23 protein-coding genes are annotated in these 22,924 nt (G+C 71.1%); 15 read left to right on the top strand and 8 right to left on the bottom strand.

Features of this window, described 5'->3' with window-relative positions; translation table 11 throughout:
• The first annotated feature begins 58 nt into the window (after positions 1–58).
• From SM793_RS30545 to SM793_RS30535, 3 genes are all read left to right on the top strand, one after another.
• On the top strand, positions 59–727 hold the full coding sequence (locus tag SM793_RS30545; protein WP_320441544.1) for an HAD family phosphatase: 669 nt from the start codon (positions 59–61) through the stop codon (positions 725–727).
• A gap of 101 nt (positions 728–828) precedes the next feature.
• Positions 829–2,028: a helix-turn-helix transcriptional regulator gene (locus SM793_RS30540; RefSeq protein ID WP_320441543.1), complete on the top strand. Its 1,200-nt coding sequence runs from the start codon at positions 829–831 to the stop codon at positions 2,026–2,028.
• Between the two features lie 103 nt (positions 2,029–2,131).
• Positions 2,132–2,956 carry an ATP-binding protein gene (locus SM793_RS30535; protein WP_320441542.1) on the top strand — a complete coding sequence of 275 codons (825 nt, stop codon included), beginning with the start codon at positions 2,132–2,134 and terminating at the stop codon, positions 2,954–2,956.
• Here the strand turns inward: SM793_RS30535 and SM793_RS30530 are convergent.
• The 4 genes from SM793_RS30530 to SM793_RS30515 form a co-directional block, all read right to left on the bottom strand.
• A complete protein-coding gene (locus SM793_RS30530) occupies positions 2,946–3,452 on the bottom strand; it encodes a hypothetical protein (protein WP_320441561.1) in 507 nt (168 codons plus the stop codon). The two genes, SM793_RS30535 and SM793_RS30530, sit on opposite strands and share 11 nt — an antisense overlap.
• Positions 3,453–3,522: 70 nt before the next feature.
• Entirely contained in the window at positions 3,523–3,990 is a 468-nt protein-coding gene (locus SM793_RS30525; RefSeq protein ID WP_320441541.1) for an NUDIX domain-containing protein, read from the bottom strand.
• Positions 3,991–4,018: 28 nt separating this feature from the next.
• The gene (locus SM793_RS30520; protein ID WP_320441540.1) at positions 4,019–4,222 is read right to left on the bottom strand and encodes a DUF397 domain-containing protein; all 204 of its coding nucleotides are present in this window, start codon (positions 4,220–4,222) and stop codon (positions 4,019–4,021) included.
• On the bottom strand, positions 4,212–5,042 hold the full coding sequence (locus SM793_RS30515) for a helix-turn-helix transcriptional regulator (protein WP_320441539.1): 831 nt from the start codon (positions 5,040–5,042) through the stop codon (positions 4,212–4,214). The genes SM793_RS30520 and SM793_RS30515 overlap by 11 nt, the downstream gene beginning before the upstream one ends.
• A gap of 148 nt (positions 5,043–5,190) precedes the next feature.
• On the opposite strand from SM793_RS30515, the gene SM793_RS30510 reads away from it, so the two are divergent.
• From SM793_RS30510 to tgmC, 6 genes are all read left to right on the top strand, one after another.
• Complete coding sequence (locus SM793_RS30510; protein WP_320441538.1) at positions 5,191–5,625, top strand: ATP-binding protein; 435 nt, start codon at positions 5,191–5,193, stop codon at positions 5,623–5,625.
• An 11-nt stretch (positions 5,626–5,636) separates the two neighbouring features.
• Positions 5,637–6,203 carry a hypothetical protein gene (locus SM793_RS30505; RefSeq protein ID WP_320441537.1) on the top strand — a complete coding sequence of 189 codons (567 nt, stop codon included), beginning with the start codon at positions 5,637–5,639 and terminating at the stop codon, positions 6,201–6,203.
• A gap of 427 nt (positions 6,204–6,630) precedes the next feature.
• The gene (locus SM793_RS30495) at positions 6,631–7,155 is read left to right on the top strand and encodes a DUF6879 family protein (protein ID WP_320441536.1); all 525 of its coding nucleotides are present in this window, start codon (positions 6,631–6,633) and stop codon (positions 7,153–7,155) included.
• 25 nt (positions 7,156–7,180) lie between these two features.
• Entirely contained in the window at positions 7,181–8,128 is a 948-nt protein-coding gene (locus SM793_RS30490) for a Scr1 family TA system antitoxin-like transcriptional regulator (protein ID WP_320441535.1), read from the top strand.
• Positions 8,129–8,176: 48 nt separating this feature from the next.
• Entirely contained in the window at positions 8,177–8,626 is a 450-nt protein-coding gene (locus SM793_RS30485; RefSeq protein ID WP_320441534.1) for a hypothetical protein, read from the top strand.
• Positions 8,623–9,762, top strand: a complete 1,140-nt coding sequence (gene tgmC, locus SM793_RS30480) for an ATP-grasp peptide maturase system methyltransferase (protein WP_320441533.1) — start codon at positions 8,623–8,625, stop codon at positions 9,760–9,762. The genes SM793_RS30485 and tgmC overlap by 4 nt, the downstream gene beginning before the upstream one ends.
• 76 nt (positions 9,763–9,838) lie before the next feature.
• On the opposite strand, the gene SM793_RS30475 is transcribed toward tgmC, so the two are convergent.
• The 4 genes from SM793_RS30475 to polA form a co-directional block, all read right to left on the bottom strand.
• Positions 9,839–10,600, bottom strand: coding sequence for a GNAT family N-acetyltransferase (locus SM793_RS30475; RefSeq protein ID WP_320441532.1), 762 nt, complete (start codon positions 10,598–10,600; stop codon positions 9,839–9,841).
• A 115-nt stretch (positions 10,601–10,715) separates the two neighbouring features.
• Positions 10,716–11,888, bottom strand: a complete 1,173-nt coding sequence (locus tag SM793_RS30470; RefSeq protein WP_320441531.1) for a DUF3103 family protein — start codon at positions 11,886–11,888, stop codon at positions 10,716–10,718.
• Positions 11,889–12,126: 238 nt separating this feature from the next.
• Positions 12,127–12,816: a hypothetical protein gene (locus SM793_RS30465; protein WP_320441530.1), complete on the bottom strand. Its 690-nt coding sequence runs from the start codon at positions 12,814–12,816 to the stop codon at positions 12,127–12,129.
• Between the two features lie 88 nt (positions 12,817–12,904).
• A complete protein-coding gene (polA, locus tag SM793_RS30460) occupies positions 12,905–15,589 on the bottom strand; it encodes a DNA polymerase I (RefSeq protein ID WP_320441560.1) in 2,685 nt (894 codons plus the stop codon).
• Positions 15,590–16,011: 422 nt separating this feature from the next.
• On the opposite strand from polA, the gene SM793_RS30455 reads away from it, so the two are divergent.
• The 6 genes from SM793_RS30455 (at position 16,012) to SM793_RS30430 (ending at position 22,777) form a co-directional block, all read left to right on the top strand.
• The gene (locus SM793_RS30455; RefSeq protein WP_045940274.1) at positions 16,012–16,425 is read left to right on the top strand and encodes a PaaI family thioesterase; all 414 of its coding nucleotides are present in this window, start codon (positions 16,012–16,014) and stop codon (positions 16,423–16,425) included.
• A gap of 547 nt (positions 16,426–16,972) precedes the next feature.
• Entirely contained in the window at positions 16,973–18,205 is a 1,233-nt protein-coding gene (locus SM793_RS30450) for a branched-chain amino acid ABC transporter substrate-binding protein (RefSeq protein WP_320441529.1), read from the top strand.
• A gap of 132 nt (positions 18,206–18,337) precedes the next feature.
• The gene (locus SM793_RS30445) at positions 18,338–19,267 is read left to right on the top strand and encodes a branched-chain amino acid ABC transporter permease (protein ID WP_045940266.1); all 930 of its coding nucleotides are present in this window, start codon (positions 18,338–18,340) and stop codon (positions 19,265–19,267) included.
• Positions 19,268–19,272: 5 nt separating this feature from the next.
• On the top strand, positions 19,273–21,210 hold the full coding sequence (locus SM793_RS30440) for a branched-chain amino acid ABC transporter permease (RefSeq protein WP_320441559.1): 1,938 nt from the start codon (positions 19,273–19,275) through the stop codon (positions 21,208–21,210).
• Between the two features lie 8 nt (positions 21,211–21,218).
• The gene (locus SM793_RS30435) at positions 21,219–22,064 is read left to right on the top strand and encodes an ABC transporter ATP-binding protein (RefSeq protein ID WP_320441558.1); all 846 of its coding nucleotides are present in this window, start codon (positions 21,219–21,221) and stop codon (positions 22,062–22,064) included.
• Complete coding sequence (locus SM793_RS30430) at positions 22,061–22,777, top strand: ABC transporter ATP-binding protein (RefSeq protein WP_320441528.1); 717 nt, start codon at positions 22,061–22,063, stop codon at positions 22,775–22,777. The genes SM793_RS30435 and SM793_RS30430 overlap by 4 nt, the downstream gene beginning before the upstream one ends.
• The last annotated feature ends 147 nt before the right edge of the window (positions 22,778–22,924 follow it).

Raw genomic sequence — 22,924 nt, 5'->3', positions numbered from 1 at the left:
CAGCGGTCCAGCGGGTACGGTCTCTCGGAGGCCACCCCACCGGAGGACGAAGCGCGCCATGGCACTGACCACCCCGAGCGTCACCGGTTCCCCCACAACCGAAGGTCCCTTCTCCGCCCTCATCCTGGACTTCGTCGGTGTACTCACCGCCAATGCCGGGCCCGCCCTCCGCACCTGGTGTCTCACCCAGGGCCTCGACGCCGACGCATGGCGGCACACTCTCGGCCGCGACCCGGAGGCCGGCCGCCTGTACACGGAACTCGAAGCCGGGCGGCTCGGCCAGGCGGAGTGGAACCGGCAGGTGGCGCCCATCCTCGGCCTCCCGGAGCACGAGAACCTGATGGGCCGGGCGTGGGCGGGCGTCCGGCCCGCCGACGACATGGTCGCGCTCGCCCGCTCGGCACGTCAGGCCGGTCTGGCGGTCGCCCTGCTGTCCAACTCCTTCGGCCTGGACCCGTACGACCCGTACGGGGCTCTGGGAGTGTGGGACCTGTTCGACGTGACGGTGGTCTCCGAACGGGAGGGCATCGCCAAACCCGACCCGGCGATCTATCGGCTCACCCTGGACCGGCTCGGGCTGCCCGGCGAGGCGTGCGTGTTCGTGGACGACCACCCGAAGAACCTGCCCCCGGCCGAGGCACTCGGCATCACCACCGTCCTCGCGGACGGTGCCCCTGGCACAGCCGCCCACATCGCATCCCTCCTCGGCGTCCCTGCGACCGACTGAGGGACCGTCAATCCGGCTGGTCGTCCGTCGATTCCGGTTCCGGGAGCAGGACGGCGGGGGTACGGTCCGCCTTGAGGCCGCTCACCTTCGGAGGCACCCCCATGACGCAGTGGTCCGACTACTCCACCGGCCAACGCATCAAGATGCTGCGAGCCGGCATGACACAGGAAGAACTCGCCGAGGCCGCCGGCGTGTCCGTGCCGACCATCCGCAAGGCAGAGAAGGAGGGGGGCAGCATCGGGCTGCCGTCCCTGCTCAAGCTGTCCGGTGCGCTGCACGCGGACGTGTCGGTGATCCTCGGGCAGCAGGCACCCCGAAGGGCGTCGCTGATCGGCGACAGGGCGATGCTGCGAGGGCTGTCCCGCGCCGTGCACGACACCGCCGCAGGAGTCGGGGCCGACATCGAACCACCGGACGCCGCAGCACTGCGAGCCGACCTGGACCAGGCATGGGCGGACTACCGGGCCGGGGACTACACCCGGGCCGGCAGCCTCGTCGCCCCTGCCATCACCGAGGCCGCCGCCCTCCTGGGCTCCGCCCCGGACGACGCGCGGTGCGCCGCCCACGGCACCCTCGCCGATGCCTACCGGCTCGCCGCCTACACCGCCCAGTTCCACGGCGCCCGAGACCTCGCGTACGCGGCGATCGGCCACGCCCGCCAGCACGTCCACAAGGCCGCAGACCCGCTGCGGGCCGCGATGGTGGAGTGCGGCCGGTCCTGGATCTACATGCGGGACGCCCGCCTCGACCAGGCAACCGCCACGGCCGAGGACGCGTTCACGTCGATCGAGCCCCGGTACGCGGAACGGGATCCGGAGACGCTGGCCACCTACGGGTGGCACGTGACCTTCGCCGCCGTGGTCGCCTCCCGCCACGGCGATGCCGACCGGGCCCGCGACCTGCTCTCCCAAGGGCACGCGGTCGCCGCTCGCATGGGCCGCGATGTGATGATCAACGGCACCAGCTACGGGCCCACCACGGTAACCGCGCAGGCCATCGGCATCCACACCGTCCTGGGCGACCCCGGCAAGGCCCTGGCGCTCGCCCGGAGCCTCGGCGACCTCTCCCCCCTGCCCCAGGCCGCCCGCAACCGGCTCGCCCTGGATGTCGCCCTCGCCCAGGCCGACACCCGCCAGTACGGCGCCGCGCTGGAAACGCTCCTCCAGGTATGCAGCGCACAGCCCGACTGGGCCCGCCACCAGGCCCTTCCCGGGGCGATCATGCAGGGCGCCGGCCACGCCAGCACCACCCGCGTGCGCAAGCTCGGCGGCATCCTCGGTATCAGCCTGTTCACTCGCTGAGTTCAGACCGATACAAGACGTATCACCCGAAGCCGGTACGACTTCCGGAAGTGGCACTCACCGCACGTTCACGACGGCCCGACCCGGCGAAATTCTTGGCGTCATGACGCCAACCCAGCCCGACCGGCCGGCCGTCCGCCGCGTTCCCGTCGCCCTGTACATCGCGACCAGCGGGGAGGCCGCCGCCGTCCCCCTCACCCGCCACGCCCGCGCCTTCGCCGAGGCCCGCGACTGGACAGTCGCGCTCACCATCGTGGACGACGACCCCACGCGTCCGCTCGACCGGCGGCCGGGTTGGCAGGTCATCACCGACGCCCTGAACGCCCGCACCATCGACGGAGTGGTCACCTGGACCCGCGACATGGTGACCGGCGGCCGGGCCGTCCGGGACGCCCGGGCGCACGACCGGCTTCCCAGGGTTCTCGGCGGCGGCTTCCTCGCCGCAGCCGTCCCCGCCCCCTGGGACGGGCAGCCGTCGCGACACGCCACGGGTGATCCCGAGCGCCGCCGCCCCCGCACGTTCGCTGCCCGGCTCGACTCCCGCACCGAATTCACGCCCCTGGCCCGCTATCTGTTGCGCGCCTACCTTTGCGGCCTGCCCTGCGGTGATCTCTACTCCGACACCGCCGAACTCCTCCTCGGCGAACTCTTCGCCAACGCCGTCCAGCACAGCGACGCCCCCGCCGACCGCCTCGTCGAGGTCCGCTTCGCCCTCGTCCGCGACCGTCTCCGCCTCGAAGTCCACGACGCCGGCACCGGCCGCCCCTCCGTCCGTTCCGCCACCACCGACGAGGAACACGGGCGCGGGCTACTCCTCGTCAACGAACTCGCCGAGCGCTGGGGCTGCTGCCCCCGCACGGGCGACGTCGGCAAGTTCGTCTGGGCGCTCGTCGCGCCGGCCCCCTTCCTCTCCCTCGTCACCGCCTGAAAGGCGCGCGTCCCCCCTGCCACCAAGTTCGTGCGCCGTGCCCCCAGTCCAGGCTGCAAGCCGCCGCCACCACCCGAGCACCCGCCCGCCCGGCGCCCGGGCGGGCGGGCACGGCGCGCCCTGCCATCTGCGTCCGAAGCTTGCCGAGCCTGGTCGGGACGTTCCCCCGGATCTCCGCCGGCACCAGGTCCGGTCGAACGTGCAGCAGTTGGGCGATCCGACGCGACGCCGAGCTGCCGACCCTGCCGCTGTGCCGGAGATCAGCCAGAGTCGATCCGCACAGCGCGTCGTGCACGTCCGCGCGGGCGGGCGGGGGCAGGAGGATCAGGCCGGGCGGGTTCGCGGTCGGCAGGTCCTTGAGCGAGTGCACGATCACATCGACCTCACCGGACACCAACGCGTTCACCTGGTTCGCGGAGAACGCCGAGCCGCCGCCGCGCTCCGACACGCCCCGCAGAGCCGACCTGCGGTCCTGGTCACCGGCCTCCGTGATCACACGGTGGCGGAAGAGCACGGCCCGCCCGCCTTCGATGCGGTAAGTGTGGCCGGGAGGTCCGCCAGGTGGGCTAGCGCACCACGAGGATCTTCCCGGAGCGCCAGTCGGCCAGCCGCCTGCGAATGTTCGACACCATCGGCAGCCCGTCCGTTTCGGCCGGGGTGAACCACGCCACCTCGTGGGACTCGTCGGACACCCGCAACTCCCCACCGAGCGGGCGCCCGAGGAGGCAGATCGAGAACTCCTGCCGGACCTCGCCGTCGTCGTAGGCGAACACGTGCCGGGGGTCGGTGTAGGTACCGACGATCCCGGTGATCGCGATCTCGATACCGGTCTCCTCGCGCGTCTCGCGGACGCCGCAGTCGGCGATCGACTCGCCGATGTCCATTCGGCCGCCGGGCAGCGCCCACATCCCATTGTCGGTACGCCGCTGGAGGAGAACGCGGCCCGCATCGTCGACCACGACGACGGAAGCGGCCGGGACGAGCGAGTTGGCCTCGGGGGCGTTCGGATCGTCCTCGTAGTCACGCCTGGGCATGATGCACCGCCTCCGTCACCGGGATCGGTCAGACGTCGCCGAACTCGCCAAAGCGAACGGCCTGCACGAAGGACTGCCACGCCTCCGCCGGGAAGACGAGTGCGGGACCATGAGGGTCCTTGGAGTCACGCACCGTGCCGGGGCGCGAGTCGTCGACCTCGACACACCCTCCCTGCCCGTTGCTGTAGGAGCTCTTTCGCCACCCGGCGCGGGTCGGTTGGTCACTGTGCATGCCGTTCATAGTCCCTCCGTGCCTCCCGGATCATGGTCACGCTGTCCAGCCGCGTGAGGGCGTCGACCTGAAGGCGATCGTACTGTCCGGCCCACCCGGCCACGACCTCGGAGTCCCGCTCCAGAAGGCCCCGTCCGAGCGTTTCGGTGTACCCGACCATCGTGCGTGTGGGCAGAGTCAGCAACGTGACCGAGTGAGAGAAGGGGCGCAACTCGCCAAGGGTGCACGGGGCGACCTGGAGGATGACATGGGGCCGGGCCGCCAGCTCTTCCAGATGGTGCATCTGGCGCGCCATAACGGCCGTTCCACCGATCTGGCGCCGCAGAGCCGATTCGTCGAGGACCACGTGGACCCTCACAGGACGGTCGAGCAGCCGCTGGCGTACCGCCAGAACGTTCAGCCGCTCCTCCGCCTGCTCCTGCGTGGCTTCACCTCGTCGGACCGGCGCCATCTCGTAGGCGGCGCTGTAGTCCGGGTGCTGGAGCATGCCAGGAACCATGTCCAGCTCGAAGATCCGAACGGCCACGGCTTCCCGTTCTTTTGCCGCGTACTGGTCGAAGCCCTCGAAGAGAACTCGCTGTCCGGACTGGCGCCACTCCCGTTCGAACCGCTCAGTTTCGAAGGCGCCATCAATTCTCTTCGCGAATCTACTGGTTGGGGGCTTCCGGCCGGTTTCCACGGCGGAGATGTGAACGGCCGAGTAACCGACAATTCCCCCCAGTTGCTCCTGCGTCCAGCCTCTTGCCTCCCTGGCCTGGCGAAGTATCACGCCGAACTTGGCCGTGGGCGAGGAGTCGGGGTCAAGTTCCTTGCGGTTCATGATCGCTGGTGACTTTCCCTTCCAGTCCGAAAGGTTGAAGGCATCGCCAATGCTAGGCCACAGCGGGTGCCCTGGGTAGTCGCATCACTACGCATTGAAGCGACACCATGACGCTCCCCCATTCCACCCCCCGCCGAGGTAGTCCGCCATGCCCGTTTCCCGCCGCCCCCGCACGTTCGCCGCCCGGCTCGACTCCCGCACCGAATCCACGCCCCTGGCCCGCCACCTCCTCCGGGCCTACCTCGCCGCCCTCCCCACCGGCGACCACTACACCGACACCGCCGAACTCCTCCTCGGCGAACTCTTCGCCAACGCCGTCCAGCACTCCGACGCCCCCGACGACCGGCTCATCGAGATCCGATTCGCGCTCCTCGGCGGCCGTCTTCGGTTGGAGGCGCACGACGCCGGCAGCGGCCGGCCCTCCGTCCGTGCCGCCGCGCCCGACGAGGAACACGGGCGCGGGCTGCTCCTCGTCAACGAACTCGCCTATCGCTGGGGCTGTTGCCCCCGCGCGGGCGGCGTCGGCAAGTTCGTCTGGGCGCTCGTCGCGCCAGCCCCCTTCCTCTCCCTCGTCACCGCCTGAAAGCGCCCTTGATGCACCCGCCGCTCGCCACCCTCGCCCGGCACGCACTCACCCGCGGCTGCAGCCCCGCCGAGGCCTACGCCCTCCTCGCCCGCCGCTCACGCACGCCGCTCCCCGCCGCCCGAGCCATCTGCCTCGCCCTCGGCATCCCGCTCGCCGAAACCACCATCCGCCTCAACGACTGCTACCACGCCCTCCTCGCCCACCCCCGCCCCGGTTCCGAAGCCGACACCGGAGAACTCCTCGAAGCCCTCGGCGTCTTCGACGTCCCCGTCACCCTCACCGCCACCGAACTCGCCGTCATTGACCTCTTCCTGGTCGCCATCGACGCCATCGGCGGCATCCGCCCCGGCCACCAGCACGGCCTGACCCGCTGGTTCACCACCGGCAACCTCACCGCCGCCTACCTCTCCCTGGCCGCCACCCGACCCCTCCCCCACCGCGGCAACCCGACCCGCTACTGGACCGCCCTCGTCACCGCCGGCGAACTCCTCCTCACCACCACCCCCACCCCCGACGCCCGCATCGAACGCGCCCTCGCCCACTGCCGCACCCGAGCCACCACCCGCACCTCCTGAAATCCCCTGCGCAGGAAGTCGACCCACCCGACTTCCTGCGCACAACACCCCACCGTCCCGGGGTCGAAGGCAGTCCTTGATCGCTCGATTCGCGCCTCTCGCGCGACCGTGCGCCGTTGACGTGCCTCACGCCCGACTTCACCGCGTGTACCGCGACGACTACCCTCAACACGGCCGGACCCAGGAGACCACCATGGCGCTGGATCTTGCAGGGCTCGACCCCGAGAGCAAATCCGGAGGCTCACCCACCGTGTGGATCGAGGACGAGGCGAACGAGCTCGTGATCCAGGGCTGGAAGGCGGTGCCACGCTCGAGGCCCGCATCCACGGGACCGAGTGGGTGCCCGGCCACGAGAGGGGCATCCCCAACCACGAAACCGTCGTCCGCATCCCCCTGCGGATGGTCCCGATCCTGCGAAAGGCGTGCGATGACGCAGAACGTGCCGGACTTTTCCGCCCTGCTGAAGGGAGCACGGCGGACGGCCGTCCATCTGGAGATGCGTGACGTCTACGGCGTCGCCGACGAGACGGCCGAGTTCGAGGAGTTCAAGCAGGTCGGCTCGGTCGATCTGGACCCGGACTCCGAGGGCTGGGCCGGCTGGGTGCCACTCGTTCGAGAGACCGTCGGCCGTGGCGTGGTGATGCGCCGGGCAAGGATCGTGTCGGAGCCGGTGACCGACTACATCCGGTGGGAGCACGCACTGACCCCGGTGAACCTCGCTGCGGGCGAGCATGTGCGGTGGCTCCCCCGACACCTCTCCTCGGACATCCCGCTGCCCGGCAACGACCTGTGGCTGATCGATGACCGACTGGTCCTCTTCCACTGGTTCACGGGCGACGGCGACTGGGCCGGGCACGAGTACACCGAGGATCCGGCCGTGGTGAAGATGGTCTCCGACGCATTCGAGACCGTCTGGGAACGCGGCGTCCCGCACGACCGGTACATCGTCTGACCACTCGGACTATCGCGGACAGTTCATGGCCTCTTCTCCGTCCTCAGCTGCTCAATCCGCCCGTCAGGCCCTGGCCGACAGGCTCCGGGACCTGCGCAGGGACGCGGGACTCACCGGTCGTGAACTGTCTGCCCGGTGCGGCTGGCACCCGGCGAAGACCACCCGCATCCAGAAGGGCGAATCGGCTCCCTCCGACAGCGACATCCGGGCCTGGTGCGCGGCCTGCGGAGCGGAGAACCACATCCCCGCCCTGATCGCGGCCTCACGTTCGGTCGCATCGATGTACGTGGAGTGGAAGCGCCTCCAACGCGCCGGCCTCCAACAGCTCCAGGAGACCTACACACGTTCCTACCGGGACTCGCGCCTTCTGCGCTTCTACTCCTCGGACGTCGTTCCCGGCATGCTCCAGACCCCCGGCTACGCCGCGGCGATCCTCTCCCGCTTCGCCGATCGGGCAAGTTCACCCGCCGACCTCGAACAGGCGATCGCCCAGCGGGTACGGAGCACCGAGCCCATGTACTCGGGTAACCACCGCATCGTCTGCCTGGTCGAGGAGTCCGTCCTCCGCTACCGGATCGCCGAACCGGCCGTCATGGCTGACCAGTTGGCCCGACTGCTCTCGATCAAGGCGCTTCCCCGGGTCAGCCTCGGCATCATCCCTTTCACCACGCAACGGACCATCTGGCCGGTGGAGACCTTCCACGTCGTCGACAACCGCCTGGTCGAGGTCGAACTGGTCACCGCCCGCGTCCGGGTCACCAGCCCGCCCGACCTCGACGGGCAGGACCGCCGGTTCGCCGCCGCACAGGCGTTCTGGGGGGCGGGTGGCATCCTGGCCTCGCTCCCCGGAGCGCATTACGTGAACCACCCCTGGCACAACCGGGCGGCGGAGTACAAGCCGGCCCAGCTCGCCGCCGCGCAGTGCTGCGGATTCCAAGTGCCCCACACGTTGGTCACCAACGACGCGCACTAGGCACGGGAGTTCGCCACCCACCATGCCGACGGCACGGTCTACAAGCCCGTGTGGAACATCCCGTACTCGGTCGACGGACAGGCCCAGGTCGTATGGGTCCGCGAAGTCCACAGTCGGGAGATCACCAAGGCCGTGACGGCGTGTCCGCACATGTTTCAAGCCAGGATTCCCAAGGTCTTCGACAGCCGCGTGACGGCAGTCGGAGACCGACTGTTCGGTTCCCGCATCGATAGCCCGGATCTCGATTGGCGGTACCGGCAGGACCGGATGCACTGCAGCCCGATCGACGTCCCCTCGTCGATCGCCGAGTCCGTCGCACGCTACCTTGCCGCCTTCCAGCTGACCTTCGGCGCCTTCGACTTCGCCGTCACCGCAGACGGCACCTGGCACTTCCTGGAATGCAACCCGAACGGGCAGTGGGCCTGGCAGCCGACCGGGACGACCCATCGGATCGCGCACGCGATCGCCGACCGACTGGAAAGAGGCCGCGACCGGTGACCACGTCCGACATCCTGCGCGCCGCCTTGGTCGAGCAGCTCATCGAGAACGGCACGCTCACTGATTCCGCGTGGGCCGACGCCGCCGGCGCCGTGCCGCGCGAACTCTTCGTCGGCTCATATTTCGTCCCGGTCGACGGCACCACCCCGACCGGCTACCGGGCAGTCCGCCACGGTGATCCCGGGTGGTTGGAGGGGATCTGCACCGACCGGACCCTCGTCACCCAACTCGACGGCCGCACCGACCCGGAGGACGCCGGGGACCGGCAGGTGACCGGTGCCCCTTCATCGTCCTCCACCCTGCCCTCCCTGGTGCTCGACATGTGGCAACAGCTCGGCGCGGACGTGGGTCATCACATTCTCGAAGTCGGCACCGGGACCGGCTACTCGACCGCCCTCGACGCGCACCGCCTCGGCGACGGAAACATCACCAGCATCGAGTACGACCCCCGAGTAGCCGAACGCGCCGCCACCGCACTCCGGGCCGCCGGCTACACCCCGCGCCTCATCACCGGCGACGGGGGCGGGGATCCGGACGGCGGCGCCTTCGACCGGCTGATCGCGACGTGCTCGGTCCGGTACCTGCCGATGGCCTGGCTTCACCAGGTCAGGCCGGGCGGCCGGATCCTGGTCACCCTGTCCGGATGGGGCTACGCCAACGCCCTGGCGCTGCTCGACGTGACCGGCCCCGGTGAGGCCACCGGCCGCTTCCTCCCCGGGCACACCAGCTTCATGATCGCGCGCTCCCACGACCGGCCGCCCCGCCCGACCCTGGCCCTGCTCCCCGGAGAGGAGCGTCCCAGCCGGATCGACCCTTCGAAGCTCGACACCTGGACCGGCAGTTGGGTAGCCCAGCTCGCGGCGCCCTCGGCCGAACGGATGGGAAGCGGAGCGCACCAGATCCTCTCGGACGTGGCCACCGGCTCGCAGGCCCGGACCGTGCCCGACCCCGCGGGCGGCTGGACCGTGGTGCAGCGCGGGCCGCTCCGCCTGTGGGACCAGGTGGAGACCGCCATCGAGACCTGGCAGCATGCGGGCGAGCCGCACCAGGCCGCCTTCGGCCTCACCGTCTCGGCGGCCGGGCAACGGGTCTGGCTCGGCGCCGAGGACGGTCCGGGTTGGGACCTTCCGATCTGACACCAGTACTCAGGCAGGCGGCCGGGCCGCGCTCAGGAAGTCGGCGGGTCCGACTTCCTGAGCACCATGCCGTGGCTCAGGAGGAGGCCCACCAGGTCGAGGGCGATGCCACGGTGTAGCCCAGGGACTCGTAGAGCGGGCGGCCCAGCTTCGACGCGGTGAGGGTGGCCGGGAGGTCCGCCACGTGGGCGAGGGCGCCGAGCATGACGGCACGGCCGACGCCGCGTGAGCGGAAGGCGGAGGAGGTGGCGATCCAGTAGTGGCTGGCGACGCCGTCGGCCACGACGCTCACGCCGGCTCCCGCGGCCACGCCGTCGACGGAGGCGATGAACACGTCCACGCCCGGCTGTTCGATCAGCGATGTCGGGAAGAGCTCGCCGGGGCGGTAGGGCTCGAAGCCGTCCAGCTCGAAGCCCTCGATCACGATCCGCTCGGCCGCCCGGAGGTCCTCGGGCTGCCGTACCCGGGTCACCTCCAGTGCCGGGTCGGCGACGGGGCCGGGCGGGCGCAGCATGACCGGCATCTGCCAGGTACGCAGGCCCAGGTGGCTCAGGTCCGTCGAGCTGAACGGGTCATCGACGATCAGCGGACCTGCGGCCCGGCGGACCAGCTCGCCCACCTCGGCGACCTCGGCCGGGGTGAGGTCGGGCTCCTGGATCAGGATCCGCTGCCCGGCGCGCCTGTCGCCGTCGACGGCGACGAATCCGCGGCGCCGGATCACCTCGTGCCCCCGGGACACACCGGTCGCGGTCCAGAAGGCGGCGGAGTTGCGGGCCTGGAGTGTCGGTGCCCCGGCCAGGAGTGCAGGCTGGTCGGTCGACCTGAAATCCGTAGTCATCGGGCCTACGGTAGTACGAAACTGACTCCGTGACACGAGTTCGATCAAGGTCGACCGACCGGGCCGGCGGCGCGCACCCGCGCGCGACGCCGGCCCGGCCGCGGGGCGGCGACGGTCAGAGCTGACTGACCCAGTACGGCTCGACCGTCATCCAGCCGTTGCCCCGGGCGCCGTTGAGGCGGCCGGTGCTGGTGCGGGCGAGGGTGTACCAGGACTCCACGTAGTCCGGGTCGTCGGTCCACCAGGAGGTGGGCAGTGCCGCGAGGACGGCGTTGACCAGCGGGATGTAGGCGCCCTGGTCGGCGATGGTGAGCAGGACGGCGGCGACGGCCTGGGCGAGGGCCAGGTAGTTGGTGTCGCCGTCGTCCTCCATCAGGACGACGTCGGCCAGGTTGTACTTGTAGTTCGACCAGTTCACCAGGATCTGGTTCGGGTAGTAGACCGTGCCGTCGTACTGGAGGTACGGCATGGCGACCGAGTCGACCCGGACCTTGCCGTCCGGGCCGAAGCCGGACACCAGGCTGAACATCTCGGCGGCGCCCTTGAACCAGGGCTCCTCGTCGTCGTTCACCTCGACCGAGGTGATCTTGGTGCCCCACCAGCCGGCCGCCTGCACGGCGGCCGGGGCGGTCGGGGCAGCGGAGGCGGTTGGCGCGGTAGCGGCGGCCGGGGCGATCCCGCGGGCCGCCAGCTCCCGCTGGAGCAGGTCGATCCCGGCGGTCAGGGCCTTGGCCGTGTCGATGTCGACCAGGTAGACCGGGCGGGTGGGCAGGGTGGCGGCATCCAGGCCGCGGACCCGGCCGGCGGTGTCGTAGGCGCGGACGGTGTGGGCGTGCTCGTCGGTGCCGGCGGTCGCCACCAGCGGCGCGGCGCCGGCGTCCAGGGCGGCCCGCATCGACGGGTCGGCCAGCTGGACCCGCAGCAGCGGGCCGAGGTCGGCGCCGAGGCCCTTGGCGGCGGCCACCTCGCGGTCGGCGCGCGTGGTGGCGGAGGCGAGCGAACGGGCGGTGGCGCCGGACAGTCCGGCGGCCAGCGGGGTGAGTTCGGTGCCGGCGGGCGCGGCGGCGGTCGCCGTGCGCAGCCGCTCGCGCAGGGCGGGGTCGGCGAGGGAGGCGGCCAGGGTGCGGGCGACCTCGTCCTCGATCGCGGTCACCTTGGAGGCGACAGCGGCGGGGGCGGCGGGGGCGGCGGCCGGGGTCGGGGCGGCCACGGCCTGGCCCGCGCCGAGCGCGAGCAGGGGCAGGGCCGTCAGCGCGACAACGGCGCGCCGCAGGCGGGACTGGGACATGAGGGGATCTCCAGACTCGTCGGATGAGGCGTCGGAGCATCAGAGCGTCGGAGCATCAAAGCGGTGGCGCATCAGAGCGGTGGCGCATCAGAGCGGTGGCGCATCGGAGCGGTGGCGCATCGGAGCGGCGGAGCGACGGTGCCGCGCCCACGATCAAGGACGGCGGCGCCATGACAAGTGAAGAGGCTCCCTGACCCGGTATCAACCCCCCGGAGCCACCGGCTCACCCCGCCCCCGCTCACCCCCCGCCGGAGAAGCCCCCGCCGGAGTTGGCCGAACCCGAGCCGCCGTAGACCCAGCCGCCACCGGAGGAAGGCCGGGGCTTGCGGCGGAGGCTGCGCTCGGTACGGCGCAGGACGGGGATACCGACCGGGCCGAACAGGTCCTCCAGAGACCGCTGCAGCGCGTCGGCATCGGTGCCCTTCGGCGCCCGGTGCGGGCGGCCGTCGTCGCCGGCCACGGTCACCGTGATGTCGAGGGTGCGGCCGGCCGGCTCGGGGTCGCCCTCGTAGGGCTCCTCCACGGTCTCGTCCAGTCGGATGCGCCGCAGTCCAGAGATCGGCGCCCAGTCGTCGGCGCGGGCACCCCGGACGAGCCGCAGTTCGGTCGGATTCCGGGCCGGGGCGAACTGCACCCGGCGGACCGACCGCAGTTCGCCGGCCGCGACGAACGGCCACAGGAGCAGCACGGCGGACACCCACAGCGCCGCGCCGACGGTCACCGCGCCCACGAAGGTGGCGCCGACGATCACCGCGACCTCCACGAGCACCATGCCGGCGGGGAGGAAGACGACGCCCACGGCGAGCAGGACGGCGAGCGTGCGCAGCACCAGGAGCGCGGCGGCGGGCCAGGAACCCCCACCCGGCTCGAACACCAGGTCCACGGTGGTGCCGTCACGGCCGCGGCGGAGCACCTCATAGGCAGGCATACCCGCCAGGGTAGGACCGCTCCCCGACGCCGACCAGACCCCGGGCGCAGCCTCGACGAAGCTGCACCCGAGGCCTGCTGACGGGACGTCAGTGCGCCGCGGCCTCCCAGTTCGCGCCGACGCCGACCGAGACGTCCAGCGGGGCCCGCAGCGGGTAGGCGCCGGCCATCTGCTCACGGACGACCGCCTCGACCGCCTCGCGCTCGCCCGGGGCCAGCTCCAGCACGATTTCGTCGTGCACCTGGAGCAGCATCCGGGAGGTCAGCCCCGCCGTGCGCAGCGCCTCGTCCACCCGCAGCATGGCGATCTTGACGATGTCGGCGGCCGAGCCCTGGATCGGGGCGTTGAGCGCCATCCGCTCGGCCATCTCCCGGCGCTGGCGGTTGTCGCTGTTGAGGTCCGGCAGGTAGCGGCGGCGGCCGAGCAGGGTCTCGGTGTAGCCGGTGGCGCGGGCCTCCTCGACCACCCGGTGCAGGTAGTCGCGCACGCCGCCGAAACGCTCGAAGTAGGTGTCCATCAGGCCCTGCGCCTCGGCCGGCTTGATGCCGAGCTGCTGGGACAGCCCGTAGGCGGACAGGCCGTAGGCGAGGCCGTAGGACATCGCCTTGATCTTGCGGCGCATCTCGGCGTCGACGGAGCCGCCGGGGACCTCGAAGACCTGGGAGGCGACGGTGGTGTGGAGGTCCTCGCCGGTGGCGAAGGCCTCGAGCAGCGCCTCGTCCTCGGAGAGGTGGGCCATGATCCGCAGTTCGATCTGCGAGTAGTCGGCGGTGAGCAGCGACTCGTAGCCCTCGCCGACCACGAAGGCCCGGCGGATCATCCGGCCCTCCTCGGTGCGGACCGGGATGTTCTGCAGGTTCGGGTCCTGCGAGGAGAGCCGGCCGGTGGCGGCGACCATCTGGTTGAAGGTGGTGTGGATCCGCCCGGCCGGGGAGACCGTCTTGAGCAGGCCCTCGACGGTGGTGCGCAGCTTGGCCTGGTCGCGGTGGCGCAGCAGGACGACCGGCAGCTCGTTGTCGGTCTGGGTGGCGAGCCAGGTGAGCGCGTCGGCGTCGGTGGTGTACCCGGTCTTGATCTTCTTGGTCTTGGGCAGCGCCAGCTCGCCGAAGAGGATCTCCTGGAGCTGCTTGGGCGAGCCGAGGTTGAACTCGTGGCCGGCGGCGGCGTGCGCCTCCTCCACCACCCGCTGGATCTCGGCGGCGAACTGCGCCTCCAGGCCGGTGAGCCAGTCGCGGTCGGCGGCGATGCCGGTGCGCTCCATCCGGGCGAGCAGGGCGGCGATCGGCAGCTCCATGTCGCGCAGCAGCCCGGTGGCGCCGACCTCGGCGAGGCGGGTGTCGAACAGCGCGGCGAGGTCGAGCACGGCGCGGGCCTGGAGCATCAGGGCCTGGGCGCCGGCGGTCGGGTCCTCCTCCGGGGCGTCGAAGGCGAGCTGGCCGGACTCGGCGGCCGGGGCCGGGGTGAGCGAGCGGGCCAGGTACTCCTCGGCGAGCACCTCAAGGGTGAAGGTGCGGCGGCCGGGCTTCTCCAGGTAGGCGGCGAGGGCGGTGTCGGCGACGACACCCTCGACGCTCCAGCCGCGCTCGGCGAAGGCCCGCATGACCTGCTTGGCGATGTGCAGGGCCTTGGGGGCGGCCGGGTCGGCCAGCCAGGCGGCGAAGGCGCGCTCGTCCTCCTCGGTGAGCAGCGCCGGGTCGAACCAGGCGGCCGTCTCTCCGGCGGCGAGCGCGACCTCGGAGACCTCGCCGGCGCCGAGCGCCCACCGGTAGACGGCGGCCAGCGCGACCGGGGTCTTGTCCGCGGCGTGCTCCCGCAGCCAGGCGGCGAGGGTGCCCGGGTCGGTGAGGAGTTCGCCGTCGACCTCGACGCCGGGGGCGAGTTCGGCGGCCTCGGGCTCGGCGGCGGCGGCCGGGTCGATGCCGTGGACGCGGTCGCGGAAGTTGGCGTTGCGGAACTCCAGCGTCTCCATGAGCGCGGTGACGCCCGGGCCGTCGAACGGCGCGCGGGCCAGGTCGGCCACGCCGAGCGGGAGTTCGACGTCACGGACCAGCTCGGTCAGGACCCGGTTGCGCTTGACCGAGTCGAGGTGCTCGCGCAGCTTCTCGCCGATCTTGCCCTTGACCTCGTCGGCCCGGGCGACCAGTTCGTCGAAGGAGCCGAACTGGTTGACCCACTTGGCGGCGGTCTTCTCGCCGACGCCGGGGATGCCGGGCAGGTTGTCGGACGGGTCGCCGCGCAGGGCGGCGAGGTCCGGGTACTGGCGGGGGGTGACGCCGTACTTCTCGGCGACCTTCTCCGGGGTGTAGCGGGTCAGTTCGGAGACGCCCTTGGTCGGGTAGAGCACGGTGATGTGCTCGGTGACCAGCTGGAGCGAGTCACGGTCGCCGGTGACGATGTCGACGTCGTAGCCGGCCGCCTCGGCGGCGGTGGCCAGGGTGGCGATGATGTCGTCCGCCTCGAAGCCCTCGGCGGTCAGCCGCGGCACGTGCATCGCGTCGAGCAGCTCGCCGATCAGCCCGATCTGGCTGCGGAACTCGTCCGGGGTCTTGGCCCGGTTGGCCTTGTAGTCGGGGAACTCGACCGAGCGGAAGGTCTGGCGGGAGAGGTCGAAGGCGACCGCGAGGTGGGTGGGCGCCTCGTCCCGGACGGTGTTGGCGAGCATCGAGGCGAAGCCGTACACCGCGTTGGTCGGCTGGCCGGTGGAGGTGTTGAAGTTCTCCACGGGCAGCGCGTAGAACGCCCGGTAGGCCATCGAGTGCCCGTCGAGCAGCATCAGGCGGGGCCGCGATCCGGCTCCGCCACCACCCGCCGCGCCCTTGTCCGTACTCTGCGTAGCCACGTCAACGTCCGTTCCTGCCGATTCCACTACCGGCCACCGATCCTAGGGCCCGGCACTGACAAAAGGGGCACGCCGGGGGCGGGCGCCCCCCGGGTGCGCTCGCGCCCCGGGCGCCACTGCGGTTTTCCGCCGGGACCGCCTCTACCGCCGAGTAGGACGGTCGTACGATCACAGGCAGCACGACGACGCGACCCCCGAGCGGCAGGAGCTCCCCCATGACCGATCCGGCCCCCGACACCGCACCCGGCAGCACACCCGGCACCGCGAACGCCTCCGGCACCGGCACCAGCACCGCCCCCGCCCCCATCGCCCCAGGCGCCCCCGACGCCTCGCCGCTCATCGACGTCCCGCAGGAGATGCTGGACCACTTCGCCAAGCTCGGCGTGGACCCGGCCACCTTCTCCGGCGGCCGGCTGGGCGACAAGCTGGGCATCAGGATCGTCGAGGCCTCGGGCGACCGGGTGGTCGGCACCATGCCGGTGGACGGCAACCAGCAGCCGTACGGGCTGCTGCACGGCGGCGCCTCGGCGGCGCTGGCGGAGACCCTCGGCTCGGTCGGGGCGATGCTGCACGCCGGCCCGGGCCGCTACGCGGTGGGCGTGGACCTGAACGCGACCCACCACCGCTCGGCGACCTCCGGCCTGGTCACCGGTGTGGCGACCGCGGTGTTCAAGGGCCGCACCGCCGCGACCTACGAGATCGCGATCACCGACGACACCGGCAAGCGGGTCACCAGCTGCCGCCTCACCTGCATGCTGCGCGACCTCTGAGCCGATTTTCCGTCAAATCCCTTGTCCGCCCCCTTGTTTGACCTTCGACATCCTTGGGAAGTCGTTGGTCTGGACAAGGGGGCGGCGGCATGTCCGGCCAATCGCAGCGATGTAACCGTGCGTAACAACTAGGAAATCCGAGCAGTCGAGGGCCCCGGGGGGTCGGTTCCACGTGAAAACAGCGCCGGGCGGCGACCGGCGTCCGATATCCGGACGCATACGCCCGACTCCAACAGCGCGGACACTCTTGTCCGGTAATCGGTGAGTTCAGGAGTCACCTGCCCTTCTACGCCTTACATGGCGCGTGTTGGCATGGAAATACAGGGGTCCGAGCGAGCAGGTCGGGCCGGAACGACCACATGCTGAGACGACTTCTCCGTGTGCTCATAACAAGAGAATCACAGCCTCGCCGCAGCACTGCCAGAGCCGCCGACCGGCATCTAGAGTCACGGCCAGTCACCGCGCCACCGGAATGGGCCAGGCCCACCGCGCATCCAGGCTCCCGCCGTTCAGGCGCGGCGCCCTCCTGAACCGAAGGGGACCCCCCGTGCGTCATCGTTCAGCAGTTGTCGTGAGCATTGCCGTGATCGGCGCCCTCACCCTCACCGCATGCGGCTCCCGCGACGACAAGAAGTCCGGGGACAGCGGCCAGGGCGGCGGCACCACCACCGTCACCATCGGCGTCGACGCGCCCCTCACCGGCGACCTCTCCGCCCTCGGCCTCGGCATCCGCAACTCCGTCGAGCTCGCGGTCAAGCAGGCCAACGAGAAGAACGAGGTCCCCGGCGTCAAGTTCCAGATCAAGGGCCTCGACGACACCGGCAAGCCCGCCCCCGGCCAGCAGAACGCCACCCAGCTGGTGGGCGACAAGGACGTCATCGGCGTCGTCGGCCCGCTGAACTCCAGCGTCGCCCAGTCGATGCAGCAGATCTTCAACGACGCCAACCTCGTCCAGATCTCCCCCGCCAACACCGGCGTCGCCCTCAGCCAGGGCGAGAAGTGGGCCAGCGGCGTCAAGGCCCGCCCCTTCAAGAGCTACTTCCGCACCGCCACCACCGACGCCGTCCAGGGCCCGTTCGCCGCGGACTACCTGATCAAGGACGCCAAGAAGACCAAGGTCTTCCTCATCGACGACCAGAAGACCTACGGGGCCGGCCTCGCCGCCACCTTCAAGGGCCAGTTCATCAAGAACGGCGGCGAGATCAAGGGCGAGGAGCACGTCAACCCCGACGACCGCGACTTCGCCGCCGTCGTCACCAAGGTCAAGTCCTCCGGCGCCGAAGCGGTCTACTACGGCGGCGAGTACCCCGCCGCCGGCCCGCTCTCGCTCCAGCTCAAGGACGCCGGCGTCAACATCCCCCTGATGGGCGGCGACGGCATCCAGAGCGGCGACTTCATCAAGCTCAACCCCAAGGGCCAGGGCGACCTCGCCACCGCCGTCGGCCTGCCCGTCGAGCAGCTGCCGACCGCCGCCAAGTTCATCGCCGACTACAAGGCCGCCGGCTACAAGGACGCCTACGAGACCTACGGCGGCTACTCCTACGACAGCGCCTGGGCCATCATCCAGGGCGTCAAGGCCGTCGTCACCGCCAACAACGGCAAGCTGCCCGACAGCCCCCGCGCCAAGGTCGTCGAGGCCGTCCAGAAGGTCTCCTTCGAGGGCGTGACCGGCAAGGTCTCCTTCGACGAGTTCGGCGACACCACCAACAAGCAGCTCACCGTCTACACCGTCAAGGACGCCAAGTGGGCCGTGGAGAAGTCCGGCACCTTCAGCGGCTGACCCTCACCTGACCAGGGGTCAGGCGCACCACGACACACCGGAGTTACCGCGCGGGGGCGCCACGAGTGCCCCCGCGCGCACCCACATCCACCACCCACGCGGACACCCCACACGCACAACGGAGGCCCAGCGGTGCACGACCTACCGCAGCAGCTGGCCAACGGCCTGATCCTCGGCGCCCTCTACGGCCTCGTCGCGATCGGCTACACGATGGTCTACGGCATCGTCCAGCTCATCAACTTCGCCCACGGCGAGATCGTCATGGTCGGCGGCTTCGGCGCCCTGACCGCCTACCTCGCCCTCCCCGGCGGCACCACCCTGTGGCTGGCCCTACCGCTGATGCTGATCGCCGGCATCCTGGTCTCCACCCTCACCGCCGTCGCCGCCGAGCGCTTCGCCTACCGGCCACTGCGCTCCGCCCCCCGGCTCGCCCCCCTGATCACCGCCATCGGCCTGTCCATCGCCCTGCAGCAGCTGGTCTTCGCCTTCTACCCGGACGCCAAGAAGGCCCGGGTCTTCCCGAAGATCCCCGGCGACCCCTTCGAGATCGGCTCCGTCGCCATCCAGCGCAGCGACATCTTCCTCCTCGTCGCCGCCCCGCTCTGCATGCTCGCCCTCGGCTGGTTCGTCACCCGCACCCGCTCCGGCCGCGCCATGCAGGCCACCAGCCAGGACCCGGACACCGCCAAGCTGATGGGCATCGACACCGACCGGATCATCGTGATGGCCTTCGCCATCGGCGCCGCCTTCGCCGCCGTCGCCGCCGTCGCCTACGGCCTGCGCAGCGGCCAGGTCGACTTCCGGATGGGCTTCCTCCTCGGCCTCAAGGCCTTCACCGCCGCCGTCCTCGGCGGCATCGGCAACATCTACGGCGCCATGCTCGGCGGCATCACCCTCGGCCTCGCCGAAGCACTCGCCACCGGCTACATCCAGCACCTCCCCGGCATGCACCTCTTCGGAGGCGGCGCCTGGAAGGACGTCTGGGCCTTCGTACTCCTCATCGTCGTCCTGCTCGTCCGACCCCAGGGCCTGCTGGGCGAGCGCGTCGCGGACAGGGCGTGAGCACCATGACCACCAGCAGCACCGAGACCACCCCGGTCATCGCCCTCCCCGGCCGCACCGCCGCCCTCCTCGCCGGCCTCGGCGCCGCCGCCACCGCCGGCTCCGCCCTGATGCCCTGGACCTGGACCTCCGAATACCCCGGCGACCTCACCTTCTACGGCTCCCCCGCCGGCCTCCAATGGCTCGCCCTCACCGCCGGACTCGTCACCCTCGCCCTCCTCCTCGCCACCCAGGGCGTCCCCGGCCTGCGCTGGGCCGCCCCCCGCCGCAGCAACAACGCCGTCGTCCTCGCCGCCGCCGGCACCGTCGCCGTCGGCTGGTTCTCGGTGGTCTCCATCTCCACCGACCTCGGCGGCCTCGCCAACCTCGAACCCGGCGGCTGGGTCCTCGCCGCCGGCTCCCTGCTCGCCCTGGCCGGCTCACTCGGCCTGCCGCTCGACCGGCGCACCGCCGTCCCCCTGCGGATCCTCGACCGCCGGCTGTTCCTGCTCCTCCCGATCGCCCCGGTGGTCTGGTTCGCCACCCACGCCATCCCCGAGGACAAGCCGGTCGCCCCCGTACTCACCGCCCTCGCCGGCGGCCTCGCGATCGCCACCGGCGCCGTCCTGCTCGTCCAGCTCGGCCACGCCGCCAACAGCTGGCTGCGACTCGGCACCGTCCACCGGCCGCTCCCCGCACCCCGCACCCTGCCCTCCTGGGTCGAAGTCGCACTGATCGCCGTCGCCTTCGCCATCGGCCTCTTCGCCATCACCTTCGGCATCGACACCGAATACGGCGAACTCTTCACCGGCTACCTGCTGCTGGCCGCCTCCGTGATCGCCTCGCTCAGCCGCTCCGGCCTACTGCCCCGACTGCGCGCCCTGACCGTCAAATACCAGACCGTCACCACCGGCGCCGCCTTCGCCGCCGCCGCCAGCTTCCCGTTCACCCAGACCAGCGACCAGTACACCTCCGTCGCCACCAACATCCTGATCTTCGCCACCGTCGCCCTCGGCCTGAACATCGTCGTCGGCCTGGCCGGCCTGCTCGACCTCGGCTACGTCGCCTTCCTCGGCGTCGGCGCCTACGCCGCCGCCCTGGTCTCCGGCTCCCCCGCCTCGCCGATCCACGTCCAGTTCCCGTTCTGGGGCGCCATGCTCACCGGCGCCGTCGTCTCCATGGTCTTCGGCGTCGTCATCGGCGCCCCGACCCTGCGACTGCGCGGCGACTACCTCGCCATCGTCACCCTCGGCTTCGGCGAGATCTTCCGCATCACCATGCTCAACCTCAACGGCACCACCGGCCCGAAGATCACCAACGGCTCCAACGGCATCCCCCGGATCCCCGACCTGGAGATCCTCGGCTGGAACCTCGGCAAGCCCACCACCATCTTCGGCTTCGAACTCGGCCGGTTCTCCAACTACTACCTGCTGATGCTCGCCGTGACCGCCCTCGTCGTCCTGGTCTTCGCCCGCGTCGGCAACTCCCGCATCGGCCGCGCCTGGGTCGCCATCCGCGAGGACGAGACCGCCGCCGAGGCCATGGGCATCAACGGCTTCCGCCTCAAACTCCTCGCCTTCGCCCTCGGCGCCTGCCTCGCCGGCCTCGCCGGCACCGTCCAGGCCCACGTCAGCTACACCGTCACCCCCGACCAGTACACCTTCGCCGAAGCCCTCCCGCCCAACTCCGCCTTCCTGCTCGCCGCCGTCATCCTCGGCGGCATGGGCACCATCAGCGGACCCCTGGCCGGCGCCACCCTGCTCTTCCTCATCCCCAAAAAGCTCGAGTTCCTCGCCGACTACCAGCTCCTCGCCTTCGGCATCGCCCTCATCGTCCTCATGCGGGTGCGCCCCGAAGGCCTCATCCCCAACCGGCGCCGCCAACTCGAATTCCACGAAGCCGACGCCGACATCCCGGCGCAGGCCACCGGCGACACCGTCGCCCTCTCCAAGGCAGGGGCGTGACCCTCCAGATGACCACCACCGACGCCCCCGCCCCCACCCCGGCACCGGCACCCACCCCCGCCGAAACCCTCCTCGACGTCTCCGGCGTCACCATGCGCTTCGGCGGCCTCACCGCCGTCAACAACGTCTCACTCACCGTCGGCCGAGGCGAGATCATCGGCCTCATCGGCCCCAACGGCGCCGGCAAAACCACCTTCTTCAACTGCCTCACCGGCCTCTACGTCCCCACCGAAGGCACCGTCACCTACCAAGGCTCCGTCCTCCCCCCCAAACCCCACCTCGTCACCCAAGCCGGCATCGCCCGCACCTTCCAGAACATCCGGCTCTTCGCCAACATGACCGTCCTCGAAAACGTCCAGGTCGGCCGACACAGCCGCATGCACCAGGGCCTCCTCTCCGCCGTCCTCCGCGGCCCCGGCTACCGCCGCTCCGAACAGGAAAGCCGCGACAAGGCCATGGAACTCCTCGAGTTCACCGGCCTCGCCGGCAAAGCCGAACACCTCGCCCGCAACCTCCCCTACGGCGAACAACGCAAGCTCGAAATCGCCCGCGCCCTCGCCTCCGACCCCGGCCTGCTGCTCCTCGACGAGCCCACCGCCGGCATGAACCCGCAGGAGACCCGAGCCGCCGAGGAACTCGTCTTCGCCATCCGCGACCGGGGCGTCTCCGTCCTCGTCATCGAGCACGACATGCGCTTCATCTTCAACCTCTGCGACCGCACCGCCGTGCTGGTCCAGGGCCAGAAGATCGTCGAGGGCGACCGCGAGACGGTCCAGAACGACGAACGCGTCATCACCGCCTACCTCGGCGCCCCGCTCGAAGGCACCGCCCCCGTTACGGAGACCGACCAGTGACCGCACTCCTCGAAGTCCAGGACCTCCGCGTCTCCTACGGGAAGATCGAAGCCGTCAAGGGCATCAGCTTCACCGTCAACCAGGGCGAGGTCACCACCCTGATCGGCACCAACGGCGCCGGCAAGACCACCACCCTGCGCACCCTCTCCGGCCTGCTCAAGCCCACCGCCGGCACCATCACCTTCGACGGCCGACCCCTCGCCACCGTCCCCGCCCACAAGATCGTCGCCCTCGGCCTGGCCCACTCCCCCGAAGGCCGGCACATCTTCCCGCGCATGACCATCGAGGAGAACCTCCTCCTCGGCGCCTTCCTGCGCAACGACGCCGACGGCATCACCAAGGACGTCGAACGCGCCTACGGCCTCTTCCCCATCCTCGGCGAACGCCGCAAGCAGGCCGCCGGCACACTCTCCGGCGGCGAACAGCAGATGCTCGCCATGGGCCGCGCCCTGATGTCCCGGCCCAAGCTGCTGATGCTCGACGAGCCGTCCATGGGCCTCTCGCCGCTGATGATGCAGAAGATCATGGCGACCATCGTCGAACTCAAGGCCGACGGGACGACCATCCTGCTGGTCGAGCAGAACGCCCAGGCCGCGCTCTCGCTCTCCGACCGGGGCTACGTCATGGAGATCGGCAGCATCGTCCTCCAGGGCACCGGCGCCGACCTCCTGCACGACGAGTCGGTCCGCAAGGCCTACCTCGGCGAGGACTGAGCACCCCGCCGCACGCGAGAGGGCCCGGCGCGGCACGCGCCGGGCCCCCCCCCAACACCTGCCGCGAAGACAGCGGGGGGGGCGGGGGCGGCGGCGGGGGGGCCGCCGGGGCCGCGGGGGGGGTGCACGGCTTCACCGGCACGGGTG

Origin of the sequence: Kitasatospora purpeofusca (assembly GCF_034043715.1) — a bacterium.
In the GTDB taxonomy this organism is placed as follows: Bacteria; Actinomycetota; Actinomycetes; order Streptomycetales; family Streptomycetaceae; genus Kitasatospora; species Kitasatospora purpeofusca_A.
This window is presented reverse-complemented; position numbering and strand designations above follow the sequence as displayed.